The sequence below is a fragment of the Achromobacter sp. MUI-25009338 genome (assembly GCF_057359325.1).
This window is the reverse complement of record NZ_CM170627.1, coordinates 1346276-1369354: the sequence shown is the minus strand read 5'-3', so window position 1 is coordinate 1369354 and position 23079 is coordinate 1346276. Positions and strand designations below refer to the sequence as shown.

Here is a 23079-nt window from a genome sequence, read left to right as displayed (position 1 = left end):
TTGTTGATGTCTTCTCGTTCTCACACGGGGGCGACCAAGGTGGCAAATCCGCCACCTGTCGCCAACGTCTTTCTCAAGTTGCTGCCGATCACACTGGCGGTGTTCGTCAGCTTTCTCACCATCGGCTTGCCGCTGCCGGTGCTTCCCCTGCATGTGTCCAGCACATTGGGCATGAGCACGCTGGTGGTGGGTGTGGTCATTGGCGCGCAGTTCGCCGCGGCCCTGCTCTCTCGCGCCTGGGCAGGCAACCTCTCCGACACGCGTGGGGCCAAACGGTCCGTGGTCACGGGCTTTCTGGTGGCGTCGGCGTCAGGTGTGGCCTACCTTGCGTCGCTGGCCTTCGTCTCGTCACCTGCCGCCTCGGTTGGGGTTCTGCTGTTGGGGCGGGTGCTGCTCGGCTGCGGCGAAAGCCTGATCGTCACCGGCTCCTTGAGTTGGGGGATCGGACTCGTGGGCCCGCAAAACGCAGGCAAGGTCATGGCATGGAATGGCATGGCGATGTACGGCGCCTACGCGGTGGGTGCGCCCATGGGTATCGCCATTCAAGGTGGATATGGCTTCGCCGGCATTTCAGTGGCTGCCGTCGTTCTTCCCCTGTTGGCATTGGCACTGATTGCCAACGTTCGGGCGACTGCCCCGACGGCTGTCCGCCGCACGCCTTTCTACAAGGTGCTGGGGATGGTGTGGCACCCGGGCTTGGGGCTGGCCTTGTGCAGCGTGGGCTTTGGGGTCATCACGGCGTTCATTGCCCTGTTGTTCGCTTCCCGAGACTGGGGCAACGCCTCACTGGCATTCACCGCCTTCGGCCTGGCGTTCATTGCCGCGCGCATCTTTTTCGGCCACTTGTCCGACAAGCTCGGCGGCGCCAGCGTGGCGCTGGTTTGTGTGCTGATCGAAGCCGTTGGGCAGTTGCTGATCTGGGGCGCCCAGAGCCCTACCGTTGCCTACGCCGGCGCTGCGCTGACGGGATTCGGTTACTCGCTGGCCTTTCCGGGATTTGGCGTGGAAGCCGTGCGCCGGGCGCCTCCACAAAGTCGGGGCTTGGCCATGGGGGCTTATGTGGCGTTTCTCGACATTGCCCTGGGCATCACCGGCCCGGTGCTGGGGGCCGTGGCAGGCGCATGGCACATTGAGGCCGTCTACCTTGCGGGCGCCGTTGCGGTCGCCCTGTCGGCTCTCGTTGCTTTGCAACTGCTGATTTCCGCACCCAAGGGAGGCCACCATGCCTGAAGTCATGCCAAGGCCTCGTACCGAAAGAGCAGTCGGAACCGTGCAGGCGGTTCGTTCGGTGACGCCCCATATGCAACGGATCACACTTGGAGGCTCTGAGGTTGCCGAATTTCTCAAAGTCGCGGGAGCCAACGAACCGGCAGCGTGGGTGAAAGTTTTTCTTCCCTCGGGTGACGGCCGGGCCTACACCATACAAAACATTGATTTCAATGCAGGAACACTGGATCTGGATTTCGTCCTGCACGGTGCAGGCGGCGACTCTGGCCCCGCAGTGGCGGCTTTCTGCTTCCCAGTGATGCGCGCTGGGTCATGTTCGCGGGGGATGCCACGGCGTTGCCTGGCATCCAGAGCATTGCACGCCGTTTGCCTTCTGGTATCAACGCCAAGGCGTATGTCGAGGTGCCGTCAGGGGATGACCGGCAGCCGATCGACAGCCCTGCCCGATTGCGGGTTCAGTGGATGAACGCCCAATCGGAACCCGGACTGACGCTATGTCAGTCGCTGTTGCACCGTCCTTTACCGACCGGTCCAGGCTACATCTGGATGGCAGGTGAATCCGCAGCCATAAAAAAGCTGAAACTTCACTACCTTCAAGACAGGGAGCTCCCGAGACACAGTGTTAGCGCCAAGGGATATTGGAAGGCTGGAGAGTCCGATCATCGTGATTCGTGAAGAATAAGGTGATACCGATAAAATTTCGCCACTTTCCCTGTTTCCCTGTCGTCGCAGAAGAGTTGTACTTCGCCCGTGCGACCGAAAGGTTGCACATCCAGCTTCAATCCCTCACGCCTGCGCGCCAGCGGCGCTGCGCTTACCTCTAGGGGATCGGCACAAGGCCCATCCCTGCCGCGCGAGCTTGGCACCCCTCGATACCGCCGGATCGGCCAGGCCAGCGCTCCGCTGCAATGGACAGGGCTGGCAAACACGCTGGTGCTTGCTGCGGCAGGTTGTGCGAATGCGTGCCGTCCTCAACGCTGGCGGTTCTCGCCCATCACGTCACGAAGGACGGTTCACGGACATCCCGCCCGGCATCGCTATGGAGCTTCCACGCCACGCCTCAAGACCGGCGCCGCAAGGTGCGGCCGGGGCGTTCTCGCTTGTCGTCGGATGGTTGACCTGGCCCGCGTCAGTGGGCGAGCCGGTGCAGCCTTCGTGCGGGGATGCCGAGCCAGCCCTGTCTCCTTTCGGAGCGGTTCGGCCCAATGCGTCCTTGTCTCGTTGTGAATCCTGGCGGGGGCGCGGCTGCGCCTCGGGCTTCATTGCTGCAACCGTCCAGCGAAAACAATTTCCCCTGCGCTGCGCGCATTCCTCGCGGGACAAATTCTTTTCGCCTCCCGGCTCTCCACTGCGTTGCGACCGCAAGCGGTGCAGCCAGCCCGTCCCCCGCCGGCCGGATCACAACAAGGACGCGATGGGCGCGAACCTTGTTCAACCGAACGGAGAAAACATCATGGCCAACATCGGCACCTTCACCGCAGACAAAGACGGCTTCGCCGGCACGCTTCGCACCCTGACGCTCAACGTCAAGGTCAAGTTGGTTCCCAACGACAAGGGGGACAACGAGAAGGCCCCGGACTTCCGCCTGCAGGCCGCCAGTCACGACATCGGCGCGGCGTGGAAGAAGACCAGCGAGGCCGGGCGGGAGTACATCTCCGTGACCCTCGACGATCCTTCGTTCCCGGCCACGGTCTACGCCCGCCTGATCGAAGGCGAGAACGGCACGCACGACCTGATCTGGTCGCGCAGCAAGCCCTAGGCGGCGTGACCGCCGCAGCGCCCCGCCCACGTGGCGGGGCGCAGTGCTGCTTGGATCGGCATACAGGAAGGCTTGGCTTTCCCAGCTTCGTGATGGTGGTGGCCGGGCAGCATCACAATGACCTCGGGTTGCCAAGGCGGATATAGGGCGATTCGGCGCACTGCGCCGACCGGGCTTTGCGGGCTGCGCCCCATGCCGACTTCGCCGTCATGGCCATTCGGCTTCAATCCCTATCGCAGCTTCGCGCCGGTGGCGCTGCGCGCTGCGCTTGCCTCCAGGGGAAAGCCCTGCGGCCTATCCCCGCCGCGCGATGCTCGGCGCCCCTGAAGTCCCCGAACCGGCTGCGCCGGATCGGTGGCCCAGCGCCTACGGCTGGGCCGCTGCTGCGAGCTGGCTCTCAGCCTCGCTCATCAGCACTGCCGTGCTGCATTCGAGCGCACTGGCGATCTTGAAGATGATCGCCAGCGTGGGCATGTGTTCGCCGCGCTCAACCTTACCCATGTGCGAACGCTCAATGCCGGCGAGGTTCGCCAGCGATTCCTGCGCGATGCCACGCTCCGTCCGCAGCGCACGCACCGCCGCGCCGAAGGCTTGCGCCAACTCGGCATCGTAGGTGGTGGTGCCGGCCGGTCGGCCGCGCTGGATGGATCGCTTCTGCATAGACAGAAGCGTCAATTCGCAGCACAATTAAAACCACGTTATCTTTAACTCATTCATGCTTTTGGCCCTTTTTCGTGCTTTTACGGAAATCCGCTTCTGCGGATTCCGGTGGAACCGGAAAACCGCCAACGTGCCTTTGCAGATTTCTACAATTGAGCTTTTGCGCTTTCGTGTTTCCACGGCTTTCGTGGAAACGCAAAACCGACATGCCATGTTGGAACAGGAGCACCCCGATGAAGGCTCCCCTCGTAACCGAGGAGCAGCGCGCCACGCTGCTGGAGAACGGGCAGCGGGTCGCCGCCGGTGAACCTCACGACCCGTTGCCGGTCGTGCGGCTATTCACTCCCGACGCCCACGCGATCTGGCTGCTGGCATCGCTCGATCCTGCCGACGGCGATACAGCTTGGGGCGTCATGGACGTGGGCATCGGTATGCCCGAGCTGGGTCACATCAAGCTGTCCGACCTGGCCTCCATCGTCGGCCCGAGCAAGCAGCCCGTAGCGCGGGATTTGTACTTCCAGGCGGCGCGCCCGCTGTCGGAATACCTGCGGCTGGCGCAGGAAAACGGCTCTATCGTCGATTGAGCTATTCGCGCTCAAGCCGGGCGCATTAAGGCTATTTCGGTCTTGCTCCAGACCCGCAAAGTCTGAATCCGCACTCTTGCACCGAAATAGTGCCCTCATGCGAAAAATAGCCACGATCCTTCGCGGGAGTTGCGGCACGGTATTCCGTGCCGCATGACATTTCTAAGTCGGGCGGCCGTCGCATTCGGACGGATTTCGCAACACGCCGGAGCCAATTAGCCTTGACACCAACAGATACAGCTTAACCGGATTTCTACCTTGATTTAAGGCTCCTGCATGTCTGACGCCGTGGCGACGTTCCTGCTATTCGACGGGAGCTTCGGTCATGGTCAATCCTCATCATGTCGCGCACTGGTATCCCACTGCGGCCTACCTCTACATCCTGTGGTTGGACGTGCTGGCACTGGCTTGGGAGTACCTGCGCCGCCATCCTGACTACCGGCTTGACTGGATGCGCCGTGCGCGCCGCCCCAATGCTGCGCATCGCTGGGGATTGCGCCTGCTGGAAGACCCAGCCTTGGATGCGCGTGATGCGCATGCGGCCTGGCTCCCCGGCCATGCTGCCGTGGTGCAGCTCCACCCTGATACCGATCCGCCACCTGACGCTGTGGCCTTCGACTTCTGGAACATCCCCGGCCACAAGCACCTGCTCCACGATGGCCAGCGACTGGCGCTGATCGCGCGCAGTGCCGGCCATTGCCAGCGCTATGCGCTGGCGCCCGGACTGGAAGACGGCATGGCTGTCGCCTACGCCCATCGCGGTGGCGCCGCCGCGCCTGCGCTCGGTCACGCGCCCAGCACCGCGCGAACCAGGCCCAGGCCGACGCCTGCTGCGCTGCTGGAACTGCACACCCTGCAGGCGCTCGACGCGACCCTGGCGGGCGCGTCCTTGCGCGACGTGGCCGAAGGCTTGTTCGGAGTGGACGCCGCGGCCGGTTGGTACAGCGACGGCGGCCTGCGCTCCAAGGTGCGCCGCCTGGTACGGCGCGGCGATGCGTTGATGCGCGGCGGCTATCGCCGCCTAGCACAACTACCGCTGCTTGAGAAGGGTCGTTTTGAAGAGAGCGCAAAACGACCCTGAGCAAGAGGGCTTCGTTTTCTGAGACTGCCTCCATCCGGTTGCGCTGTGCGGCCGGAGCTTTGAAAGCTATGGAGGCTCTCATCATGCGTCCCGCTCCCTTGCGGCCTGCCGCCGCTCCTGCCACTACCGCTGCGCAGCCGCAGCGTTACCTCACCAACGACGAAGCCGCCGACTACCTGCGTCTGTCGCCGCGCACGCTGGAGAAGCAGCGCGTGCTGGGTGGCGGCCCCAAGTTCCGCAAGTTCGGCCGACGCGTCATGTACGCCGTGGCCGACCTCGATGCCTGGGCTGCGGATCGCAGCTTCGAGAGCACGTCCGATCCCGAGTATGCCGAGCAGCACTCGGCGGACAGCCGTGCGCGCTGATCGCTTGCGCGCGGGTGGCCTTCGCCATGTCCAGCCCTGCGCTGCCGTCCCGGCAGCGGCTCGTGCCAGAGCGCGAACAGCTCGACCTGTTCCGCGCCCTGCCGGGCGACATGGCGCCGCGCGACAGTCAGGACTTGATGGCCTTTCCGTTCTTCTCGCTGGCGAAGTCGCGGCGCGTCGCGCCGATCGACTTCCGGGCCAGCGGCATCACGATCCGCGTGGAGGGCACGCAGGAGCACGGCATCGCCACGATTTGGGATGCGGACATCCTGATCTGGGCGGCCAGTCAGATCGTGGAAGCGCGCGATGCGGGCTTGCGCCCGTCGCGGCTGATGCAGGCCACGCCTTACGAGATCCTGCGCTTCATCGGGCGCGGTACGTCGCTGCGCGACTACCAGCGCCTCAAAGCGGCCTTGGATCGCCTGCAATCCACCACGGTGGCCACGTCCATCCGGGAAACCACGGGAAGACGGCTGCACCGCTTCTCGTGGATCAACGAATGGAAGGAACTGGCCGATGCCAAGGGCACGCCCTTGGGGCTGGAGCTGATCCTGCCGGACTGGTTTTACGCGGGCGTCATGGATGCCGCCCTGGTACTGACCATCGACCCGGCGTATTTCCGGCTCACGGGCGGGATCGAGCGATGGCTGTACCGGCTGGTGCGCAAGCACGGCGGGCGCCAACCGGGCGGCTGGCAATTCGATTTCCGGCACCTGTATCGGAAATCGGGCAGCGCCACGCGCTTCTCGGACTTCGCCTACGACCTGCGCACGCTGGTCGCGCGGCAGTCGATGCCCGGCTACGTCCTGGGCATCGAGCGAATGCCGGACAACGGCGCCGAGCTGCTGACCTTTCGGCCCGTGCCGTTCACGGCACGGGGATAAACGGTGCGCAGCTTGTGGACGGGCTCGTGCTATCAGGAGTACGGAGTATCGTGCTATCGGGAGTACGGCTATCGTGCTATCAGGAGTACGAATCGCCAGAAAACCCAATAACGGCGCGGGTCTACGGCCCCTCTAACTTCCCTAACTTAAATCATCTAACTGATAGTAGAAGCGCCGCACGCCGGTGGAAAACCGCCGAGCGGCACCACGCACAGCAGCAACAGCCGGGCTTTCCAACGTGGAGGGCCAGGCCATGATCGTCGCGCTGCTCAACCAGAAAGGCGGCGTGGGCAAGACCACGCTCGCCACCCACATCGCCGGTGAGCTGGCGATGCGCGGCCAGCACGTCGTGCTGCTGGACGCCGACCCGCAGGGTTCATCGCTGGACTGGACACAGCGCAGAAGCCAGCAAGGCTTGCCACGACTGTTCAGCGCCGTGGGCCTTGCACGCGAAACGCTGCACCAAGAAGCGCCAGAACTCGCCAGGCGGGCCGATCACGTTGTCATCGACGGCCCGCCGCGCATCGCCGCCTTGGCACGCTCCGCGCTGCTGGCGGCCGAGCGCGTGCTGATCCCCGTGCAACCCAGCCCCTATGACCTGTGGGCCAGCGCCGAGATGGTGGCACTGATCCGCGAGGCGCAGGTATTCCGGCCTGCGCTGCGCGCGGCCTTCGTCATCAACCGGCGCGTGAGCACCACTGTGATCGGACGCGAAGCGCGCCAGGCGCTCGCCGACCAGCCGCTTCCTGCGCTGCGCTCGGAAGTGCATCAACGCATCGTGTTCGCCGACAGCGTGGCCGCTGGCCGGCTCGCCCGCGAGACGGCGCCCGATAGCGCCGCCGCGCGCGAAATCACTGCGCTGGTGGATGAACTGCTGCGGTGGACGCCATGACCGCGAAGCCGCCACCGAACAGCAAGCGCACGGCAAAGCGCGTCGGCATCGGCGCGCGTCCGCCGGCGAATCCGCACGCCGAGGCGTGGATTCGCCAGGGCGATGCCGATGCGCTGGGTAAGGGCGACCTCTACACGGCCCGCCTGACCCTCGACATCACGCCCGCAATGCGGGCGCGCATCAAGGTGTCGGCCTTCACGCAGGGCGTGACCGTGGCCGAGCTGTTGCGCGGTCTGCTGGAGCGGGAATTTCCCGAGCACCGCAGGGAGAACGCACCATGACTGCATTTGCTTCGCCTGCCTCCGCGCCTGCCGCCATCGCGGCTACGGCTGCGCTCGCAGCGCCTTCCAGCCAGTCCGCCAGCACGCCGCTGACGCGCGTGGCGCTGGCCTACATCGAATCGCGCTTCAAGCTCTACCTGCGCTTCGGCGAACCCGCGCGCACACTCCAACTCGACCGCTGGCGGCGTAGCGCCGTGTTCCTACCGGGCACGATGTTCTGCCGCATCCGCTGGCACGCCAATGACTACGGCACCGTGCGCTGGCAGCTCATGGTGATGCAGGCCGCCACGCCGCTGGACGACGTGCAGCGCATCCCCGGCGTGCGGCCCGGCGCACGCCTGCTGCTGCACGCCGAAGGTGAGAACGCGGTGCGTGCCGTGCTGGAACGCATCGACAGCATCGACGCGCTGGGTATCGCGCCCGCTGCCGCTTCGCCCGCGTACTGGCGCACGCTTGCCAACCGGCTCGCTGCGCGCCTGCCGCTGCCCGAATACAGCGCCGAGCGGCACGCCGCCTGGCTGGCCGGGAGGGCGCTGCCATGACCGCCGTTTTCACTTCCGGCACCGGGCCGCGTCCTCGCTCGCCCCGCGCACATTTGCGCGCTCGCCTCGTACTGGCGGGCCTTTCCGCCTGCGGCCTCGCTGCGCTGGCCTGGGCGTCCTTCGTGCATCCGCTGCCGCGCCTGACCTACAACCCGTCCGATAGCGTGGCTGTCGGCTGGTATCGCGTCGATCCGCTCGACCATCGCGCCAGCTCACCGCCACGTCCGCTGTCCGTGGGCAGCATCGTGCTGGTGCCGCTGCCCGCCGAGGCTGCCGCCCTCGCTGCGCAGCGCGGCTACCTGCCGACGCGCATCCCGCTGCTCAAGCGCGTGGGCGCGGTCGCACCGCAGGAGGTTTGCATCATTGGGGGCAGCGTCCGCATCGACGGCGTGCCTTCGGCCGCCGTGCTATCTGCCGACCGCTGGGGCCGGCCGCTGCCATCCTGGCAGCAGTGCCGCCGCCTTCGGCCCGGCGAGCTGTTTCTGCTCAGTGTCACCAATCCGGCGTCGTTCGACAGCCGCTACTTCGGACCGGTCAGTGCAGCGGCCGTGATCGGCGTTGCGCATCCGGTCTGGCTGGAGTCGCGCCCATGATGGCCGCCGACTCGCTGCACGTTGCCTTGCATCTCGTCGTGCCATCGAGCATGTCGTGCTGCTGTCCGTCGCCGTGTCGTCGCGCGTGCAGTGCGAGCGCATCCGCGCCGCACTTCGCGCTGCCTTCGGCGCAGCAATCCAACGTGCAGGCGTCTTGCCTCGAACGCGCCCGGCCTGTGGCCGTGTTCGCGTTCGCCGGCGCGCTGGCTGCTCGTGCAGCAGCGCCACCGGGCCGCCGCTGCCCGGAGCGCCAGCGAGGGGCAAAGGCGGAAGGCAAGATTGAAGGGCGCGGCACCACGGCGCGCGCAAAGCCAGTCTGCACGTGGGTTGGGGGCGGCACTCGCCACAAGGTGGCTTCGTGCCGCCAGCAGCCCCAAGGCCTTGCGGGCATTGGGAATACCGTGTGCCGCATGCGCTCGGGCGCGATGGGCTTGGTGGGGACTGCATCATGAGCCAGCGCGGAAATCCCGGTGACGATGACCGTTTTCGCGTGCGGCCCAGCAAGCCCAGGCAGCGCGGCGACACCTTCATTGCCCAGGTGCTGCGCCAGACGAGCAAGGCCGCTGGCGTCTCTGGCCGGGGGCGCAAGACCACCGGCAAGCCCCCCGGTTCGCGCCTGGGGCGCGGTCATGTCGCAGCCCGCTTCACGGGCCAGTCGTTGACGGCGCTTTCTCGCCGGGCCACGGTCAAGGTGCGGCTGGTGTATTTGCAGCAGGCCAGCGGCCGCTCCACCGTGCAGCACCTGCGCTACATCGAGCGCGAAGGCGTGGACCGCCAGGGTGGACAGGGCCGTGCCTATGGCGCCATCACCGACGAGGCGGACACGGCCGCCTTCGAGGAGCGTGGCAAGGGCGACCGCCACCAGTTCCGCTTCATCGTCTCGCCCGAGGATGCGGAGCAGCTCGAAGACCTGCGCACCTACACCCGGCACCTGATGCAGCGCATGGAGGCCGACCTGGGCACCCGCCTGGATTGGGTGGCGGTCGATCACTGGAATACCGACAACCCGCACACCCATGTCGTGCTGTGCGGCAAGGACGACACTGGCAAGGATCTCATCATTTCGCAGGAGTACATCACCCGCGGCATGCGCGAGCGGGCGATGGAACTGGCCACCGAATGGCTGGGGCCGCGCACCGAGCTGGAGATCCAGCGCACCCTAGCCCGCGAAGTGGAACAGGAGCGGTGGACGAGCCTGGATCGCACCCTCCAGCGCGAGGCGGTGGACGGCCTGGTGAAGGTCGAGCGCTTCAACGAACCCAAACTGCAACGCCAGCGTCTGCTGCTGGTCGGGCGCTTGCAGCGGCTTCAACGCATGGGGCTTGCCACGCAGACCCAGCCCGGCACTTGGGCCGTGCATGCCGATGCCGAGAAAACCTTGCGGGCCATGGGAGAACGTGGCGACATCATCCGCACCATGCAGCGCGCGATGGGCGGCAAGCAGCGTGACCTGGCCGTGTTCCAACCGGGCGAGGATGGACACTCCATCATCGGCCGCGTGGCGGGCAAAGGACTGGCCGACGAACTGTACGACCGGGGCTATCTGGTGGTCGATGGCATCGACGGCAAGGCCCACTATGTGGCGCTGCCGCCCAGGACGGAACTGGAGCAGTACCCCATGAGCGCAGTGGTCGAGGTGAAAGGCTCCGCCGAGGTGCGCGCAGCGGACAAGACCATCACCGCGCTGGCGACCAATGGGCTGTACCGCACCGACCATCACTTGGCCATTGCACAAGGCCAGGCCAAGGATGGCCGCGACCCGCATGAAGTGGTTGCGGCCCATGTCCGCCGCCTTGAAGCCCTGCGCCGAGCGGGCATCGTGGAGCGCGTCGCTGAGGGACTATGGAAGGTGCCCGGTGACTTGCCTGAGCGTGGCCGCCAGTACGACGCGCAGCGCCTGGGCGGCGTGGCCGTGGAGCTGAAATCGCACCTGCCCATCGAGCGGCAGGCCCGCGTGATCGGTGCCACCTGGCTGGATCAGCAGTTGATCGGCGGCGGCTCCGGTCTGGGTGACCTGGGCTTTGGCGGCGAGGCCAAGCAGGCGCTACAGCAGCGCGCCGATTTCCTGGCCGAACAGGGACTGGCCGAGCGGCGCGGCCAGCGCGTGATCCTGGCGCGCAATCTGCTGGGCGCGTTGCGCAATCGGGAAGTGGCGCAGGCCGCGAAGGACATTGCCGCTGATACGGGCTTGGAGCATCGTCCGGTAGCTGAGGGGCAGCGCGTGGCGGGTATCTACCGCCGCAGCCTCATGCTGGCCAGCGGGCGCTACGCGATGCTGGATGACGGTATGGGGTTCAGCCTGGTGCCGTGGAAGCCGGTCATCGAACAACGACTCGGCATGCTGATTTCTGCACAGATACATGGTGGCACTGTATCCTGGCAAATCCGACGCCAGTTGGGTTTATCCATTACCTGACGCCAACGGCAATTGAACTCCACCAACTGGATGCGTCTACAACCGATCAGCGTCCGGTAAACTGAGGCACTCGCTTTGCGACGAACGCGTGGACCGCTTCCAGCGAATCCGTGGTTTTCGAGGCCCGATTCATTTCGGCCGCCTCTAACCTCAATGAGGTCACCAGACCGCTCTCGAAGGCAGCAAGTTGCAGGCGCTTGGCGCCCGCATAACCATGCGTAGGACCGGTCGAGAATTGCACCGTCATGCGCTGCGCTTCGTCCAGCAGGCTCTCGCCCGGAACTACTTTCTCGACCAATCCCCAGGCCAAGGCTTCATCCGAACCGACCACGCGGTTGGTCAGGATCATGTCGCGTGCGCGTCGTCCGCCCACTGCGCGCGGCAGGAGCCAGCTGATGCCGAAATCCCCCGCGTATCCAAGGCCGGTGTGGGCCGCCACGAATTTCGTCCCACTTGCGGCAATCAGGTAGTCAGAGGCCAATGCTAGTCCGAGGCCGCCTCCAGCGACCGCGCCTTGTACGGCGCAGACCACCGGGAATGGCAGGCTGGCGAATTGAGGAATCATGCGTTCGACCACCCTCAATTCGTCATCGACCAAGGTAGACAACGCTTCGCCTGCTGCCGCCATTTCGTCGATGTCGCCGCCGCAACTGAACATCCGGCCCTCGCCGCGCAGCAGCAAAGCGCGAATCGAGCCGTCACGTTCGACGTCTGCAATGACGCCAGCTAGCACGTTGACGACAGACGTGCTCAGCGCATTCTTTTTCTGAGGCGCATTGAGTGTGATGGTCGCAACAGCACCATGCTTTTCGAGAATGACAGAATTTTCGGACATGACGCTTCCTGATGGGCCAAGATTTCAGGCGTCAGCGCGGCGCCATGCGAATAGCGCCATCCACCCGAATGGACTCGGCGTTCATGTAGCCGCAGGTGACGAGAAACTCGACGGCCTGCGCGAATTCATCGGGATCGCCCAAACGCTTGGGAAAGGGCACGCTGGCCGCCAGCGCCTGCTTGACGTTGTCCGGCAGGCCCAGCAGCAATGGTGTTCCGAAGATCCCCGGCATGATGGTGTTGACCCGGATCCCTTCGTCCATCATGTCGCGCGCAATCGGCAAGGCCATGCCCACGATGGCAGCCTTACTGGCAGCATAGCTGGCCTGGCCAACCTGGCCATCCTGTGCGGCGGCCGACGCAGTGTTGACGATGGCGCCGCGGTCGCCATCGGCCAGCGGCGCGAGCGTCAACATGCCCGCGGCTGACTTGGCGATGCAGCGGAAGGTGCCCACTAGGTTGATCTGAATGATGCGATTGAAACGATCTGTTGGGCATGGGCGGATTTCGCCGGTTTTCTTGTCGCGGCTGACCGTCTTGACGGCATCGGCAGTACCGGCGCAGTTGACCAGAATGCGTTCCTGTCCAATGGCCGCGCGGGCCTTGGCGAAGGCGGCGTCCACTTGCTCCTCGGACGTCACGTCCACGTTGCAGTAAACACCGTCAAGTTCGCTGGCCAACGCCTGGCCGATGGCTTCGTTCATGTCAAAGATGGCGACTTTGACACCATGGCTGGCCAAGCGCCTGGCCGTGGCAGCTCCTAGGCCGGAAGCGCCCCCGGTGATGACGGCGGAGATGTCGGAATTGAGTTGCATGATTTTTGCTCGATGGATGAGAGACAGGCGCTATTGGCCCGTGAAGTGGGGGAGGCGCTTGCCGAGGAATGCGGCTTGCCCCTCCAGGTTGTCGGCCGAATGCAAAGCGACGAGGAAATTACGCTTCTCATGCTCCAGGCCTTGCGCGAGCGGAGTTTCAAAGCTGGCCAGTGCCGCATCTTTCGCCAGTGCCACGGCCAGCGGCGAATTGGATGCAATCCGGTTGGCCATCGCCAACGCCGTCGGCAGGGCCTGGCCGTCAGCCGTCACCTCGGCGACCATGCCCGCATCGCAGGCTTTGCGGGCGTCGATGAAATCGCCGGTCAGCAGCAGGGCCATAGCCTTGGACTTGCCGATGGCATGGATCAGACGCTGGGTGCCCCCGGCCCCGGGAATGGCGCCCAGCTTGACTTCAGGCACGCCGAACTTGGTGGACTCGCCAGCGATAGCAATGTCACAGGCCAACGCCAGTTCCGTGCCGCCGCCCAGCGCGAGCTTTTCCACGGCTGCGATGACGGGCTTAGGGAAGCGCTCCAGTTCCGCCCAGAAGTGGCCACCTGCCGCCGCACGGTCGCCCAGCAGCGGTTCGGCGCGCAGAGAGTCGAAGGCCGTGATGTCGGCCCCTGCACAAAACACGCCCTCGGCGCCGGTGATGATGACCGCGCGTACGGCATCGTCGTCGCGCAGTTGCACGAGCTGTGCACGCAGGCCATCGAATACTGCGCGGTTCAAGCTGTTCTTCGCGCGCGGGCGGTTGATGATCAAGGTGACGATGGCGCCTTCGCGGCTGACGAGCACTTCGCTGGCTTCGCTCATGGTGGCCTCGTTCATGCCAGGCGCTCGATGATGGTGGTGTTGGCCGTGCCCGAAGCCTCGCAGATGGTCTGCAAGCCATAGCGGCCGCCTCGGCGCTCCAGCTCGCACAGCAGGTCGGTGAGCATGCGCGCGCCAGTGGAGCCCAGCGGATGGCCGATGGCCACCGAGCCGCCATTGACGTTGAGGCGGTCGTCCGGAATGCCGAATTCCTGCTGGAACATCAGCGGCACGCCGCCGAATGCCTCATTGACTTCAAACAGGTCGATGTCGGCCGGGGTCAGCCCCGATTCCTTCAACGCCTTGCGGGTGGCATCGAGCACAGCAGTGAACTGGATGACAGGGTCGGCTGCCGCCACTGCGGTGCTGACGAAGCGCGCACGCGGCTTCAGGCCGTGCTGCTGGGCGTAGGCGCGGCTGGCGATCAGCAGCGCGGCGGCGCCGTCGCTGATCTGCGAGGAGTTAGCAGCCGTTGTAGCGCCGTCTGCGGCAAACACGGGCTTAAGCGTAGCCATCTTCTCGGGGTTGGGGTCGGCGCGCATGCCCTCGTCGGCGGTGACGAGCGGGCTGTCTGGGTCGGTCGGATCCTCATGCAGCCGCACGAGTTGGTCTTGGACACGACCAGCCCGCGAAGCCTCAATGGCGCGCCGATGGCTGCGCACGGCGAAGGCGTCCAGCGCCTCGCGCGTGAGGCCGAAGCGCTTGTTCATCAACTCCGACGAAGCGCCTTGCGGTATCAGCGGGTTGCCCTGGTAGCGCGCCAGCTCACGCGGGCTGTATTGCGCGCCGAGCGGCGCGCCGGGCTTGAATGACGGCGGCATGGGCGCCTGCGACATCGACTCTACCCCGGCGCCGATGGCCAGTTGGTAGGCGCCCGCTTGAATACCGTGCACGACAAAGCTCACCGCCTGCTGGCCGGAGCCGCATTGCCGGTCGACCGTCACCGCCGGGACGGATTCTGGCAGCCCCGCCGCCAGCACGGCATGCCGGCCCAGATTGCCGTGCTGCTGGTCCCACTGCAGCACGCAACCGACGATCACATCGTCCAGATCGGCGGGGTTGATGCCGGAGCGCTCGACCAGCTGACGCAGCGTCTCACCCAGCAGATCAACGGGGTGCCATTTCTGCAAGCGCCCGCCGCGCTTGCCCACGGGGGTGCGCAGCGCACCGACGATGACGGGTTCATGGTCATTCATGTTGTTTTCCTGTAGCAAAAGGTTGGCTCACTCGGCGTAGCGGTCCGCATGCTCAACGCGTATGCGCTTCTTGTCGAGCTTGCCGACGCTGGTCTTGGGGATGGCTTCGACGAACAGAACCTGGTCCGGCAACTGCCACTTGGCGAACGCGCTGCTCAGGTGTTCCTGCAGTTGTTCCTGGGTCGCCTGCTGACCGGGCTTCAGCACCACCAGGGCCAGCGGCCGTTCCTGCCACTTAGCATGCGGAATGCCGACCACTGCGGCGTCACGCACAGCCGGATGGCCCATGAGCAGGTTCTCCATGTCAATGGATGAGATCCATTCACCGCCGCTCTTGATCACGTCCTTGATGCGGTCGGTAACCTTGAGGTAGCCGTTCTCGTCCACCGTGCCGACATCGCCCGAGCGCCACCAGCCGCCCTCCAGGAAGCGGTCGCCTGAATCCGGCATGTCGTGATAGCTGGTCGTGATCCAGGGGCCGCGCAGGCAGATCTCGCCAGCCGACTGTCCGTCGTGCGGGAGGTCCTGGTCGTCTGCATCGAGAATGCGGATGTCCACCCCGGTAAGGATCAGGCCCTGCTTGCGCTTGAGGTTCCACTGCTCGTCCTGGGTCAGGCGCTTCTTGAGCGTGGACTTGAGGCGGTTGACCGCCACCAGCGTCGTGGCTTCGGTGGCGCCGTAGCCGTGCACCACCTCGGCACCCGTCAGTTCGTAAAAGCCGATCATCATCGACAGAGGTGGCTCGGTGGCGCCGGACAGCATGCGCATGCGGCTGAAGTCCGGCTTGACCGGCAACGTCTCGATGTACTGCAGCATAGGCTGGAAGATGGCCGGTGCGCCGTTGGTGATGGTCACGCCCTCGGCGATCATGGTGTCGACCAATGGCTTGGTGTCCTCGGCGGCGTAGCGGCCCGGCAGCACGATCTTGTCGCCCAGCAGCGTGGCCGCCTGCGGCAGGCCCCAGCACTGCCCGTGGAACATGGGCGTGATGAGCATGACGCAGTCGTCCAGCGTCATGCCCATGTTGGTGGCCATGCCCGTGGAATGCAGGTAGATGCCGCGGTGCGAGTAGTACACGCCCTTGGGCTTGCCCGTGGTGCCGGTGGTGTAGCAGGCGCTGTAAGCCGAGGTTTCGTCGATCTCGGGCCAGTCGATCTTGGCGTCGGCGGCGGCCAGCAGGTCTTCGTAGTGCAGCAGCGGCGCCAGCGTGGTCTTGACCTGGTCCAGCGGCTTTTCGGTCATAACGATCCAGCCCTTGATCTGGGGCGAGTTCGCTGCGACGGATTCGGCAATAGGCAGCAATGATTCGTCCACGCAAACGTAGGACACGTCGCTATGGCCGACAACGTAGCCCAGGTCCTCGGGGCCCAGGCGCAGGTTCATCTGCAGCATGACCGCGCCCAGGCCGGGGATGGACCAGTACAGCTCGAAGTGGCGCCGGCTGTTCCAGTCCAGGACGCCGACCCGGTCGCCCGGCTCGACGCCGAGCGCGCGCAGCGCATTGGCGCTGCGGCAGACGCGTGCGTAGCAGTCGGCATAGGTGTAGCGGTCCCAGCCGCCGCCGGGTGTGCGATACACGATCTCCTGATCCCCATGGGTGCGTGCAGCGTGGCGGATCAGCGTCGTGGTGTTCAGTTGGCGCTCGTTGCCCGTGGTGGACGGGCAGCCGCGGACAGGCTTGGTGGGCTGGACGGTTTCGGTCATGTGCTTGTCTCCTAGGTAGTTGTGTCGAGTGCCTGGAACCGTGGGGCCGGGGCCGCTTCGATGGCGCCGGAGGGGGTGATCTGGTAGATGCCCCGTGCCGCGTTATGCGGATGCTGCACCGACTCGGCGAGGCTGAGCACGGGTGCAAAGCAAGCGTCGCTGCCTTCGAGCAGCGCGCACCAGTGCGCTCGGGGCTGGCTGCGGATGAGGGCTGCGATGCGCTCTTTCAGCGCCGGCCACGTTGCCGTGTCGTACTGGTCGGCAGGCTCCACGTCCGCCAGGCCCAGCTTCGACAGCAGCAAGGCGTAGAAAGGCGGCTCGATCGCGCCGAGGCTGATGAAGCCGCCGTCGGCGCAGGCGTACACGTCATAAAACGGCGAATCGTGAAACGGACTCGGCTGCGCGCCATCGATCTGCCCATTGGCGCGAATCCAGTGCACCAGGGTGCCCAGCATTGCCACGATGTCAACGATGGCGGCGTCCACGACCCGGCCGCGGCCGGTGGCGCGCGCATCGACCAGCGCGCAGGCGACGCCGAAAGCCATGCCCAGCGCCCCGGCCGCGTCCCCGAGTACCGTGGGCGGAACGATGGGCGCTTGCCCTTTGTGTGCCGACAGCGACAGCAGGCCGGTCAGCGCGACGTAGTTCATGTCGTGTCCGGCGGCCTGGGCGAGCGGGCCGTCCTGGCCCCAGCCCGTCATGCGGCCGTAGACCAGCCTGGGGTTGCGCGCCGCACACTCGGCGGGGCCGAAGCCCAACCGTTCCATCACACCGGGGCGAAAGCCTTCGATCAAGGCGTCTGCCTGAGCGATCAGGTCCAGGGCACGCGCCTTGCCTTCGGGCGACTTCAGGTCGATGACCTCGACCGTCTTGCCGCGGCGCAGCGGGTTCTCCACCGCCCCGCCCAGCCGCCGCGCCGCAGCGGCCTGCTCGGCGCGTGTCAGCGTAATCACCTCGGCGCCCATGTCAGCTAGCATCCTGGCGGCCAGCGGGCCTGGCCCTATGCCCTCGAACTCCACCACGCGGACGCCGTGCAGCGGCATCTGCAGCGTATGCAACGTGTGCGACATGTTCACAGCTTCCTCGAAACCAGGTCTTTCAGGACCTCGTTGGCGCCGCCATAGATCTTCTGCACTCGCGAAGCGGCATACATCCGCGCGATCGGGTACTCGGCCATGTAGCCGTAGCCGCCGAACAATTGGAGGCATTCGTCCACCACGCGGCACTGCTGCTCGGTGCACCACCACTTGGCCATATAGGCGGCCTCGTTATCCAGCGTGCCGTCCAACAGGCGCTGGGTGCAGTCGTTGACGAAGCTGCGCACCACATGCGCGGTAGTGGCCACCTCAGCCAGTTTCTGGCGCGTGAGCTGCATATCGAAGAGGGGCGCACCGAAGGCCTTGCGCTGCTTCGTGTACTCCACCGTGACGGCCAGTGCCTGCTCGATAGTGGCGGCCGCCGGCACGGCAATGAGCATGCGCTCGTAGGGCAACGCGCCCATCAACTGCCCGAAGCCCTTGCCTTCGACCTCGCCCAGCAGTTGGTCGGCTGGCACGCGCACGCCGTCGAAGAACAACTCCGCCGTGTCCGATGCCTGCATGCCGATCTTCTCCAGTAGTCGGCCAACGCGAAAGCCGGGCAGATTCTCGGTTTCCAGCACAAACAGCGACACCCCCTTGCTGCCCGCGCCGCTGGTGCGCGCCGCGACGATCAGCAGGTTGCCAGTGAAGCCGTTGGTGATGAAGGTTTTGGCGCCGTCGATCACGTAGTGGTCTCCGTCACGGCGGGCCCGGGTGGAAATGGCCTTTAGATCCGAGCCGCAACCCGGCTCGGTCATCGCGATGGCGGCCAGCATCTCGCCGTTCGTCACCTTGGGCAGCCAGCGCTGCTTTTGCGCTTCCGTGCCGAAGTCCAGGATGTAGTGCGAAGCGATGGTGTGCACCGCGATATTGACTGGCATCTCGGCCTTGGCTAGCTCGTCCTGCACCACCAACTGGTAGGCAAGGCTGGCGCCGGCGCCTCCATAGGTCTCGGGCATCTCGGGCAGCAGAAAGCTCATCTCGCCGAATGGACGCCAGACCTCGCGCGGGATGTAGCCCTGACGGCGCCATTCATCGAGCCGGGGCGTGAATTCGGCGGCAACGTAGCGGCGCACCTGCTCGCGAAATGCGTCGATCTCGCCGTCCATCCAGGCGTGGCGATAAAGCTGTGGCAACATGAGAGCGTCTCCTTATATGTTGGCTTCTGTCCCCGCATCGGACGTTCCGCGCAGTGCCACTGCCGAAATGTTTTGGGGATGACACAATCGTAGTAATTGGCCCCTGCAAGGGCGATGGCGGATTACCTCAATCAACTGACAATTAACTTCTTTCGGCCTATGCGACCGGCGTTGGCCCCTTAGAATCACACGCCATGCTGGAACCCGTCTTAACCGCTCCCATCTTTGCCGTGCATGGCCTGCTGGACGGTGCGCGCGGCAAGGGGCTGGCCACGCCAGAATGGCTGGTAGGTGTGCTGGGGCGCGCGGGCATCAGTGAATCGCTGCTGGAGTTGGAGGAGTCGCGCGTGACCGTGGAGCAGTTCAACGCGCTGTTCATCGCCGTCAAGGACAGCCTGAACGACGAGTGCCTGGGCTACCTGCATGGGCGGCCGATGCGCCCGGGCAGCTTCGCACTGATGGTGCGCAGTGCGTTCACTGCCCACTCATTGTCGTTCGCCCTGCGCCGCCTGGGTGAATCCTTTGCTTTGCTGCAGGACGATGTGGCGCTAGTCCCCGTGACTGAGGGCAGGCTGACGGGTGTCGCGCTCGATATGCGTGGCGGCCCGGGCGCGCATGCCGACTTCCTGCACGCACATCTGCTGCGCGTGTTCTGGCGACTGCTGGTATGGCTGCACGGCGGCCGACTGGTGCCGCAGCGCTTCGACTTCAACTTTGCGCCGCCACCTCACGCGCAGAACTACCAACGCATCTTTTCCGGCACGTTGTGCTTTGGGCAGCCGCGCACGGCCGCCTGGTTCGACGCCGATGCCTTCAAACAGCCGGTGCGGCGCGATCGGGACGCGCTGCAGTCCTTCCTGCGCGCCACGCCAGGCAACGTGGTGGGGCCGTACCTGAACGAGCGCAGCGCCAGCGCGCGGGTCCGCATGGTGCTGCAGCGGGCCAGTCCCGAATGGCCTGATCTGGCCATCACTGCGCAGCGCCTGCACATGTCGGTGAGTGCGTTGCAGAGGCACTTGGCCTCCGAGGGCACTTCTTTCCAGGCGCTAAAGGACCAACTGCGGCGCGACATGGCGATCGTACGCCTGACCAGCAGCGAAGCCTCGCTCGCCGCCATCGCCGCTGACCTGGGCTTCACCGACAGCACCGCCTTCCAACGCGCCTTCAAGGTCTGGACCGGCAGCGCGCCGGGAGCCTACCGTGCCCGCTCGCGCACCAAGCAGTACCTTACATAGAGGTATCCGACCAATTTCAGCTTGGCCGCCGAGGAGATCGGCGCCTTCATGGCTACCGGGGCCGTGGCCTGCTTCGGGCGAGGCTCTTGTGCGCTCAAGAGACTGTTGACCGCCGTTGGGGGTTGCACCGACGGCAGCGCAGTGACTGGCTGCGCCAGGACGCAGACGTTTTCCGTCAGCCTATCGAGGTCATTCGTCATTGTCACTTGTCAGTGCTGACCTTAAGCTAAAAATGAACTCGCACAGCATAAGAGTGATGGCTGTGCACCATTGAAGCGGCATTGCCAGAATGTAAACCAAGCATCATGACCGACGCAGCCCCGGCACTCTCGTATCCGTTCTCTCATCTCCCGCTGCCTGGTCAAGCCATTGAAATCAAGCCAGGTGTGCTGTGGCTACGCATGCCGCTGCCGTTTTCCCTGGATCACATCAACCTCTGGGTATTGAGCGATGGTTCTGGTTGGGCGGTCGTGGACACCGGAATTCGTAGCGTGGACGTAATGAACGCATGGTTCGCCTTGTTCGCTCCTCAGGGGCCGCTAGCAGGCCGTCCTGTCTCCCGTGTAATGGCGACGCACATGCACCCGGATCACGTGGGCATGGCGGGATGGTTGACACGTCGCTTCGAATGCGCGCTGTGGATGACACGAGACGAGTATTTAAGCTGTCGGGTGATGCTTGCCGATTCAGGGCGGGAAGCGCCAGTCGATGGTGTTCGCTTCTACCGGAGAGCCGGATGGAGCGACACCGAGGTCGATGAGTATCGCACTCGGTTTGGTGACTTCGGCAAAATGATTCATCCTTTGCCTGACAGCTTTGTACGGCTCACGGATGGTCAGATGTTGCGGATCGGGAATCAGGAATGGGAGGTCATTGTTGGCACAGGACATTCTCCCGAGCACGCGTGCTTTTACTCGCGCGAACTGGATTTGCTGATATCGGGAGATCAGGTTCTTCCCAGGATCAGTTCCAATACCTCCGTGTACGCCACCGAGCCGCATGCTAATCCTTTGCAGGGCTGGCTCGACTCCATCGACCGATTGCTGCAACGCGTACCTGGGAGCGTCTTGGTTCTGCCTGCCCACAACGAACCTTTCTATGGCCTGCACCTACGGTTGGAGCAACTACGTGCGAGCGCCGTGAAAGGCACAGACCGTGTCAGGCAACAACTTGCGCAGCCTTTAAGGGTCATCGACCTAGTTCGCGTCTTGTACCGTTCGTCCACTGTTGCGGAGCAAATGCACCTCAACCTCGCGACCGGAGAGACACTCGCCCACCTGAACTATCTCGACCAGCGTGGGGAAATCGTGTCTGCAGAGGATGAAGACGGCGCCATGCGCTATCGGCTCGCCTGATGCGCTAATTTGCCCTCAAGGATGTAGAAGCAACCCAATCAAGCCCAGTCATTGACTGGGTTCTTTGTGGGGGGGTGTTTCGAGAGCAATGGGTATTTGCACCAGCGCGCCGTGTATGGCCTTCGGTCCTTTGAACACCTTGTTTGCGAACTGAATCGCACCGGGTTTGGTGGAGGCTAGTTTGTTGAAGTGCAGGCGTTAGCCTGCACGGTATTGGCAACTTGCCTCCAGTAGTTTGCCTCAGCTTCCGCTGGCGGTATATGTCCTATAGATTCCAGCAGCCTGTCATGGTTGAACCAGTGCACCCATTGCAGCGTTGCCAGCTCCAGTGATTCCTTTGTTTTCCACGGCCCTCGTTTGTAGATAACTTCCGTTTTGTACAAACCGTTGATGGTTTCGGCCAAGGCGTTGTCGTAGGAGTCGCCAGTGCTGCCCACTGAAGGCATCAGTCCAGCTTCTTCCAAGCGTTCGGTGTAGCGAATGGACACATACTGACTCCCCCTGTCGGAGTGGTGAATCAGTTTGGTGTCGCTGGACGGCTGCCGTGCATACAGAGCCTGCTCCAAAGCATCCACCACAAAGTCCGTACGCATATGGCTGCTGACCCGCCAGCCCACTATGCGGCGTGCATACACATCAATCACAAAGGCCACAAACATCTGCCCTTGCCATGTAGATACATAGGTGAAGTCTGCAACCCAAAGCTGGTCAGGGCGCTGAGCTGTGAACTGGCGGTTGACCAGGTCTAGCGGGCTTGGCCGTGCCACATCTGGGCGTGTCGTACGCACCTTCTTGCCTCGTCTAGCGCCTTCAAGGCCCAGCTTGCGCATCAGGCGTTGCACTGTGCAGCGGGCAATGGTCAAGCCCTCTCGGTGCATCTGCTTCCAAACTTTGACGGCACCATACACCTGCCAATTGGCGTGCCACACCCGTTGAATATGACTGCAACGTTCTTCATCTGATTGGCTGCGCTTGCAGCGCAGCCAATAGCAGTTTCTTTGTTGAACTCTGCGCCTGTAGCCCGATGGGGCAATTTGCAGCAACCTGCAAATTGGCTCGACCCCATAGGCATCACGATACTGGTCTACAAAGTCAATTAACTCTTGATGCGACGGTCCAGCTCCGCCTGCGCAAAAAAAGCGCTCGCAGCCTTGAGGATGTCATTGGCTCGGCGCAGTTCCTTGTTCTCTCGCTCCAGTTGCTTGAGCCGCTCACGTTCATCCGTGGTCAATCCTGGGCGTTGGCCTGCATCTATTTCTTTGCGCTGCACCCATCCATGCAAGGTGCTGACAGAGCAGCCAATCTTGGGGGCTATCGATTCACATGCGCCCCACAGCGATGCGTAATCCGCTTGGCATTCCTGCACCAAACGTACGGCACGTTCACGTACCTCAGGGCTAAAACGAGCAGCTTTAGTGTTCATGACTCAATCCTCTCAGGAGTTGAGCCTCCACGGAAGCCGGTGTGATTCAAACTGGTCTTGAAGTGGCACCTTTCACAGATGCTCGACAGGGTTCATCTCAATTTTGCTTGACGCTTGACCTCTTGGCGCACTTGACGGGGCCCTCAGAAAGGGGCCGTTTGTCATTCGATCGGGGCGCTTCGTCATCGCGGATTGCTGCACC

The 23079-nt window shown here is 64.3% G+C and carries 24 protein-coding genes and 1 other annotated feature; of the genes, 15 read left to right on the top strand and 9 right to left on the bottom strand.

Features of this window, described 5'->3' with window-relative positions; all coding sequences use genetic code 11:
* Positions 1-6: 6 nt before the first annotated feature.
* The 4 genes from AC1IQ6_RS06470 to AC1IQ6_RS06455 all read left to right on the top strand — a co-directional run bounded on the left by AC1IQ6_RS06470 (position 7) and on the right by AC1IQ6_RS06455 (position 2986).
* The gene (locus AC1IQ6_RS06470; RefSeq protein ID WP_034201897.1) at positions 7-1230 is read left to right on the top strand and encodes an arabinose transporter; all 1224 of its coding nucleotides are present in this window, start codon (positions 7-9) and stop codon (positions 1228-1230) included.
* Positions 1223-1693 carry a siderophore-interacting protein gene (locus tag AC1IQ6_RS06465; RefSeq protein WP_319001737.1) on the top strand — a complete coding sequence of 157 codons (471 nt, stop codon included), beginning with the start codon at positions 1223-1225 and terminating at the stop codon, positions 1691-1693. Before AC1IQ6_RS06470 ends, AC1IQ6_RS06465 begins: the two co-directional genes overlap by 8 nt.
* Positions 1582-1902 carry a siderophore-interacting protein gene (locus tag AC1IQ6_RS06460; RefSeq protein ID WP_226145693.1) on the top strand — a complete coding sequence of 107 codons (321 nt, stop codon included), beginning with the start codon at positions 1582-1584 and terminating at the stop codon, positions 1900-1902. Before AC1IQ6_RS06465 ends, AC1IQ6_RS06460 begins: the two co-directional genes overlap by 112 nt.
* A gap of 778 nt (positions 1903-2680) precedes the next feature.
* Positions 2681-2986: a DUF736 domain-containing protein gene (locus AC1IQ6_RS06455; protein ID WP_034201280.1), complete on the top strand. Its 306-nt coding sequence runs from the start codon at positions 2681-2683 to the stop codon at positions 2984-2986.
* Between the two features lie 366 nt (positions 2987-3352).
* Here AC1IQ6_RS06455 and AC1IQ6_RS06450 read toward each other — a convergent pair whose 3' ends face one another.
* Positions 3353-3646 carry a helix-turn-helix domain-containing protein gene (locus AC1IQ6_RS06450; RefSeq protein WP_034201896.1) on the bottom strand — a complete coding sequence of 98 codons (294 nt, stop codon included), beginning with the start codon at positions 3644-3646 and terminating at the stop codon, positions 3353-3355.
* 233 nt (positions 3647-3879) lie between these two features.
* Here AC1IQ6_RS06450 and AC1IQ6_RS06445 point away from each other — a divergent pair, with 233 nt between their 5' ends.
* The 9 genes from AC1IQ6_RS06445 (at position 3880) to AC1IQ6_RS06405 (ending at position 11284) form a co-directional block, all read left to right on the top strand.
* Positions 3880-4230 (top strand): DUF2958 domain-containing protein, encoded by a 351-nt coding sequence (locus AC1IQ6_RS06445; protein WP_034201279.1) that lies wholly within the window; start codon positions 3880-3882, stop codon positions 4228-4230.
* A gap of 325 nt (positions 4231-4555) precedes the next feature.
* The gene (locus tag AC1IQ6_RS06440) at positions 4556-5311 is read left to right on the top strand and encodes a DUF2285 domain-containing protein (RefSeq protein WP_034201278.1); all 756 of its coding nucleotides are present in this window, start codon (positions 4556-4558) and stop codon (positions 5309-5311) included.
* Positions 5312-5394: 83 nt separating this feature from the next.
* On the top strand, positions 5395-5676 hold the full coding sequence (locus AC1IQ6_RS06435; protein ID WP_034201895.1) for a helix-turn-helix transcriptional regulator: 282 nt from the start codon (positions 5395-5397) through the stop codon (positions 5674-5676).
* Between the two features lie 26 nt (positions 5677-5702).
* Complete coding sequence (locus AC1IQ6_RS06430) at positions 5703-6560, top strand: replication initiator protein A (protein ID WP_034201277.1); 858 nt, start codon at positions 5703-5705, stop codon at positions 6558-6560.
* A gap of 253 nt (positions 6561-6813) precedes the next feature.
* Positions 6814-7452, top strand: coding sequence for a ParA family partition ATPase (parA, locus tag AC1IQ6_RS06425; protein WP_034201276.1), 639 nt, complete (start codon positions 6814-6816; stop codon positions 7450-7452).
* Positions 7449-7733 carry a hypothetical protein gene (locus AC1IQ6_RS06420; protein ID WP_034201275.1) on the top strand — a complete coding sequence of 95 codons (285 nt, stop codon included), beginning with the start codon at positions 7449-7451 and terminating at the stop codon, positions 7731-7733. Before parA ends, AC1IQ6_RS06420 begins: the two co-directional genes overlap by 4 nt.
* Positions 7730-8275 carry a DUF2840 domain-containing protein gene (locus AC1IQ6_RS06415; RefSeq protein ID WP_034201274.1) on the top strand — a complete coding sequence of 182 codons (546 nt, stop codon included), beginning with the start codon at positions 7730-7732 and terminating at the stop codon, positions 8273-8275. Before AC1IQ6_RS06420 ends, AC1IQ6_RS06415 begins: the two co-directional genes overlap by 4 nt.
* A complete protein-coding gene (locus AC1IQ6_RS06410; protein ID WP_034201273.1) occupies positions 8272-8868 on the top strand; it encodes a S26 family signal peptidase in 597 nt (198 codons plus the stop codon). The genes AC1IQ6_RS06415 and AC1IQ6_RS06410 overlap by 4 nt, the downstream gene beginning before the upstream one ends.
* Positions 8869-9316: 448 nt before the next feature.
* Positions 9317-11284: a relaxase/mobilization nuclease domain-containing protein gene (locus tag AC1IQ6_RS06405; RefSeq protein WP_008642578.1), complete on the top strand. Its 1968-nt coding sequence runs from the start codon at positions 9317-9319 to the stop codon at positions 11282-11284.
* Between the two features lie 46 nt (positions 11285-11330).
* On the opposite strand, the gene AC1IQ6_RS06400 is transcribed toward AC1IQ6_RS06405, so the two are convergent.
* Genes AC1IQ6_RS06400 through AC1IQ6_RS06370 form a run of 7 tightly spaced genes read right to left on the bottom strand, consistent with a single transcriptional unit; the run spans position 11331 to position 18864 of the window.
* Positions 11331-12119, bottom strand: coding sequence for an enoyl-CoA hydratase/isomerase family protein (locus AC1IQ6_RS06400; protein WP_008642579.1), 789 nt, complete (start codon positions 12117-12119; stop codon positions 11331-11333).
* 31 nt (positions 12120-12150) lie between these two features.
* Positions 12151-12933 carry an SDR family oxidoreductase gene (locus tag AC1IQ6_RS06395; protein WP_008642580.1) on the bottom strand — a complete coding sequence of 261 codons (783 nt, stop codon included), beginning with the start codon at positions 12931-12933 and terminating at the stop codon, positions 12151-12153.
* Between the two features lie 30 nt (positions 12934-12963).
* Positions 12964-13764 (bottom strand): enoyl-CoA hydratase/isomerase family protein, encoded by an 801-nt coding sequence (locus AC1IQ6_RS06390; protein WP_008642581.1) that lies wholly within the window; start codon positions 13762-13764, stop codon positions 12964-12966.
* Positions 13761-14942, bottom strand: a complete 1182-nt coding sequence (locus tag AC1IQ6_RS06385; RefSeq protein WP_008642583.1) for a thiolase family protein — start codon at positions 14940-14942, stop codon at positions 13761-13763. The genes AC1IQ6_RS06390 and AC1IQ6_RS06385 overlap by 4 nt, the downstream gene beginning before the upstream one ends.
* 27 nt (positions 14943-14969) lie before the next feature.
* On the bottom strand, positions 14970-16646 hold the full coding sequence (locus tag AC1IQ6_RS06380; protein WP_008642585.1) for a long-chain-fatty-acid--CoA ligase: 1677 nt from the start codon (positions 16644-16646) through the stop codon (positions 14970-14972).
* An 11-nt stretch (positions 16647-16657) separates the two neighbouring features.
* Positions 16658-17716, bottom strand: coding sequence for a CaiB/BaiF CoA transferase family protein (locus AC1IQ6_RS06375; protein ID WP_008642587.1), 1059 nt, complete (start codon positions 17714-17716; stop codon positions 16658-16660).
* A 2-nt stretch (positions 17717-17718) separates the two neighbouring features.
* Positions 17719-18864: an acyl-CoA dehydrogenase family protein gene (locus AC1IQ6_RS06370; RefSeq protein ID WP_008642589.1), complete on the bottom strand. Its 1146-nt coding sequence runs from the start codon at positions 18862-18864 to the stop codon at positions 17719-17721.
* 194 nt (positions 18865-19058) lie between these two features.
* Here AC1IQ6_RS06370 and AC1IQ6_RS06365 point away from each other — a divergent pair, with 194 nt between their 5' ends.
* Together AC1IQ6_RS06365 and AC1IQ6_RS06360 are read left to right on the top strand one after the other, a co-directional pair.
* Positions 19059-20099 carry an AraC family transcriptional regulator gene (locus AC1IQ6_RS06365; RefSeq protein ID WP_034201272.1) on the top strand — a complete coding sequence of 347 codons (1041 nt, stop codon included), beginning with the start codon at positions 19059-19061 and terminating at the stop codon, positions 20097-20099.
* Positions 20100-20404: 305 nt separating this feature from the next.
* Positions 20405-21454, top strand: a complete 1050-nt coding sequence (locus tag AC1IQ6_RS06360; protein WP_021025934.1) for an MBL fold metallo-hydrolase — start codon at positions 20405-20407, stop codon at positions 21452-21454.
* 176 nt (positions 21455-21630) lie between these two features.
* Here AC1IQ6_RS06360 and AC1IQ6_RS06355 read toward each other — a convergent pair.
* Positions 21631-22877 (bottom strand): IS3 family transposase gene (locus AC1IQ6_RS06355; RefSeq protein ID WP_226145690.1). Its coding sequence is split into 2 segments (ribosomal slippage): positions 21631-22586 and positions 22586-22877, totalling 1248 coding nucleotides; the frame shifts between segments, so codons are not numbered across the junction.
* Positions 22480-22596, bottom strand: a sequence feature (AL1L pseudoknot). (Overlaps the previous gene by 117 nt.)
* Positions 22878-23079: the final 202 nt, after the last annotated feature.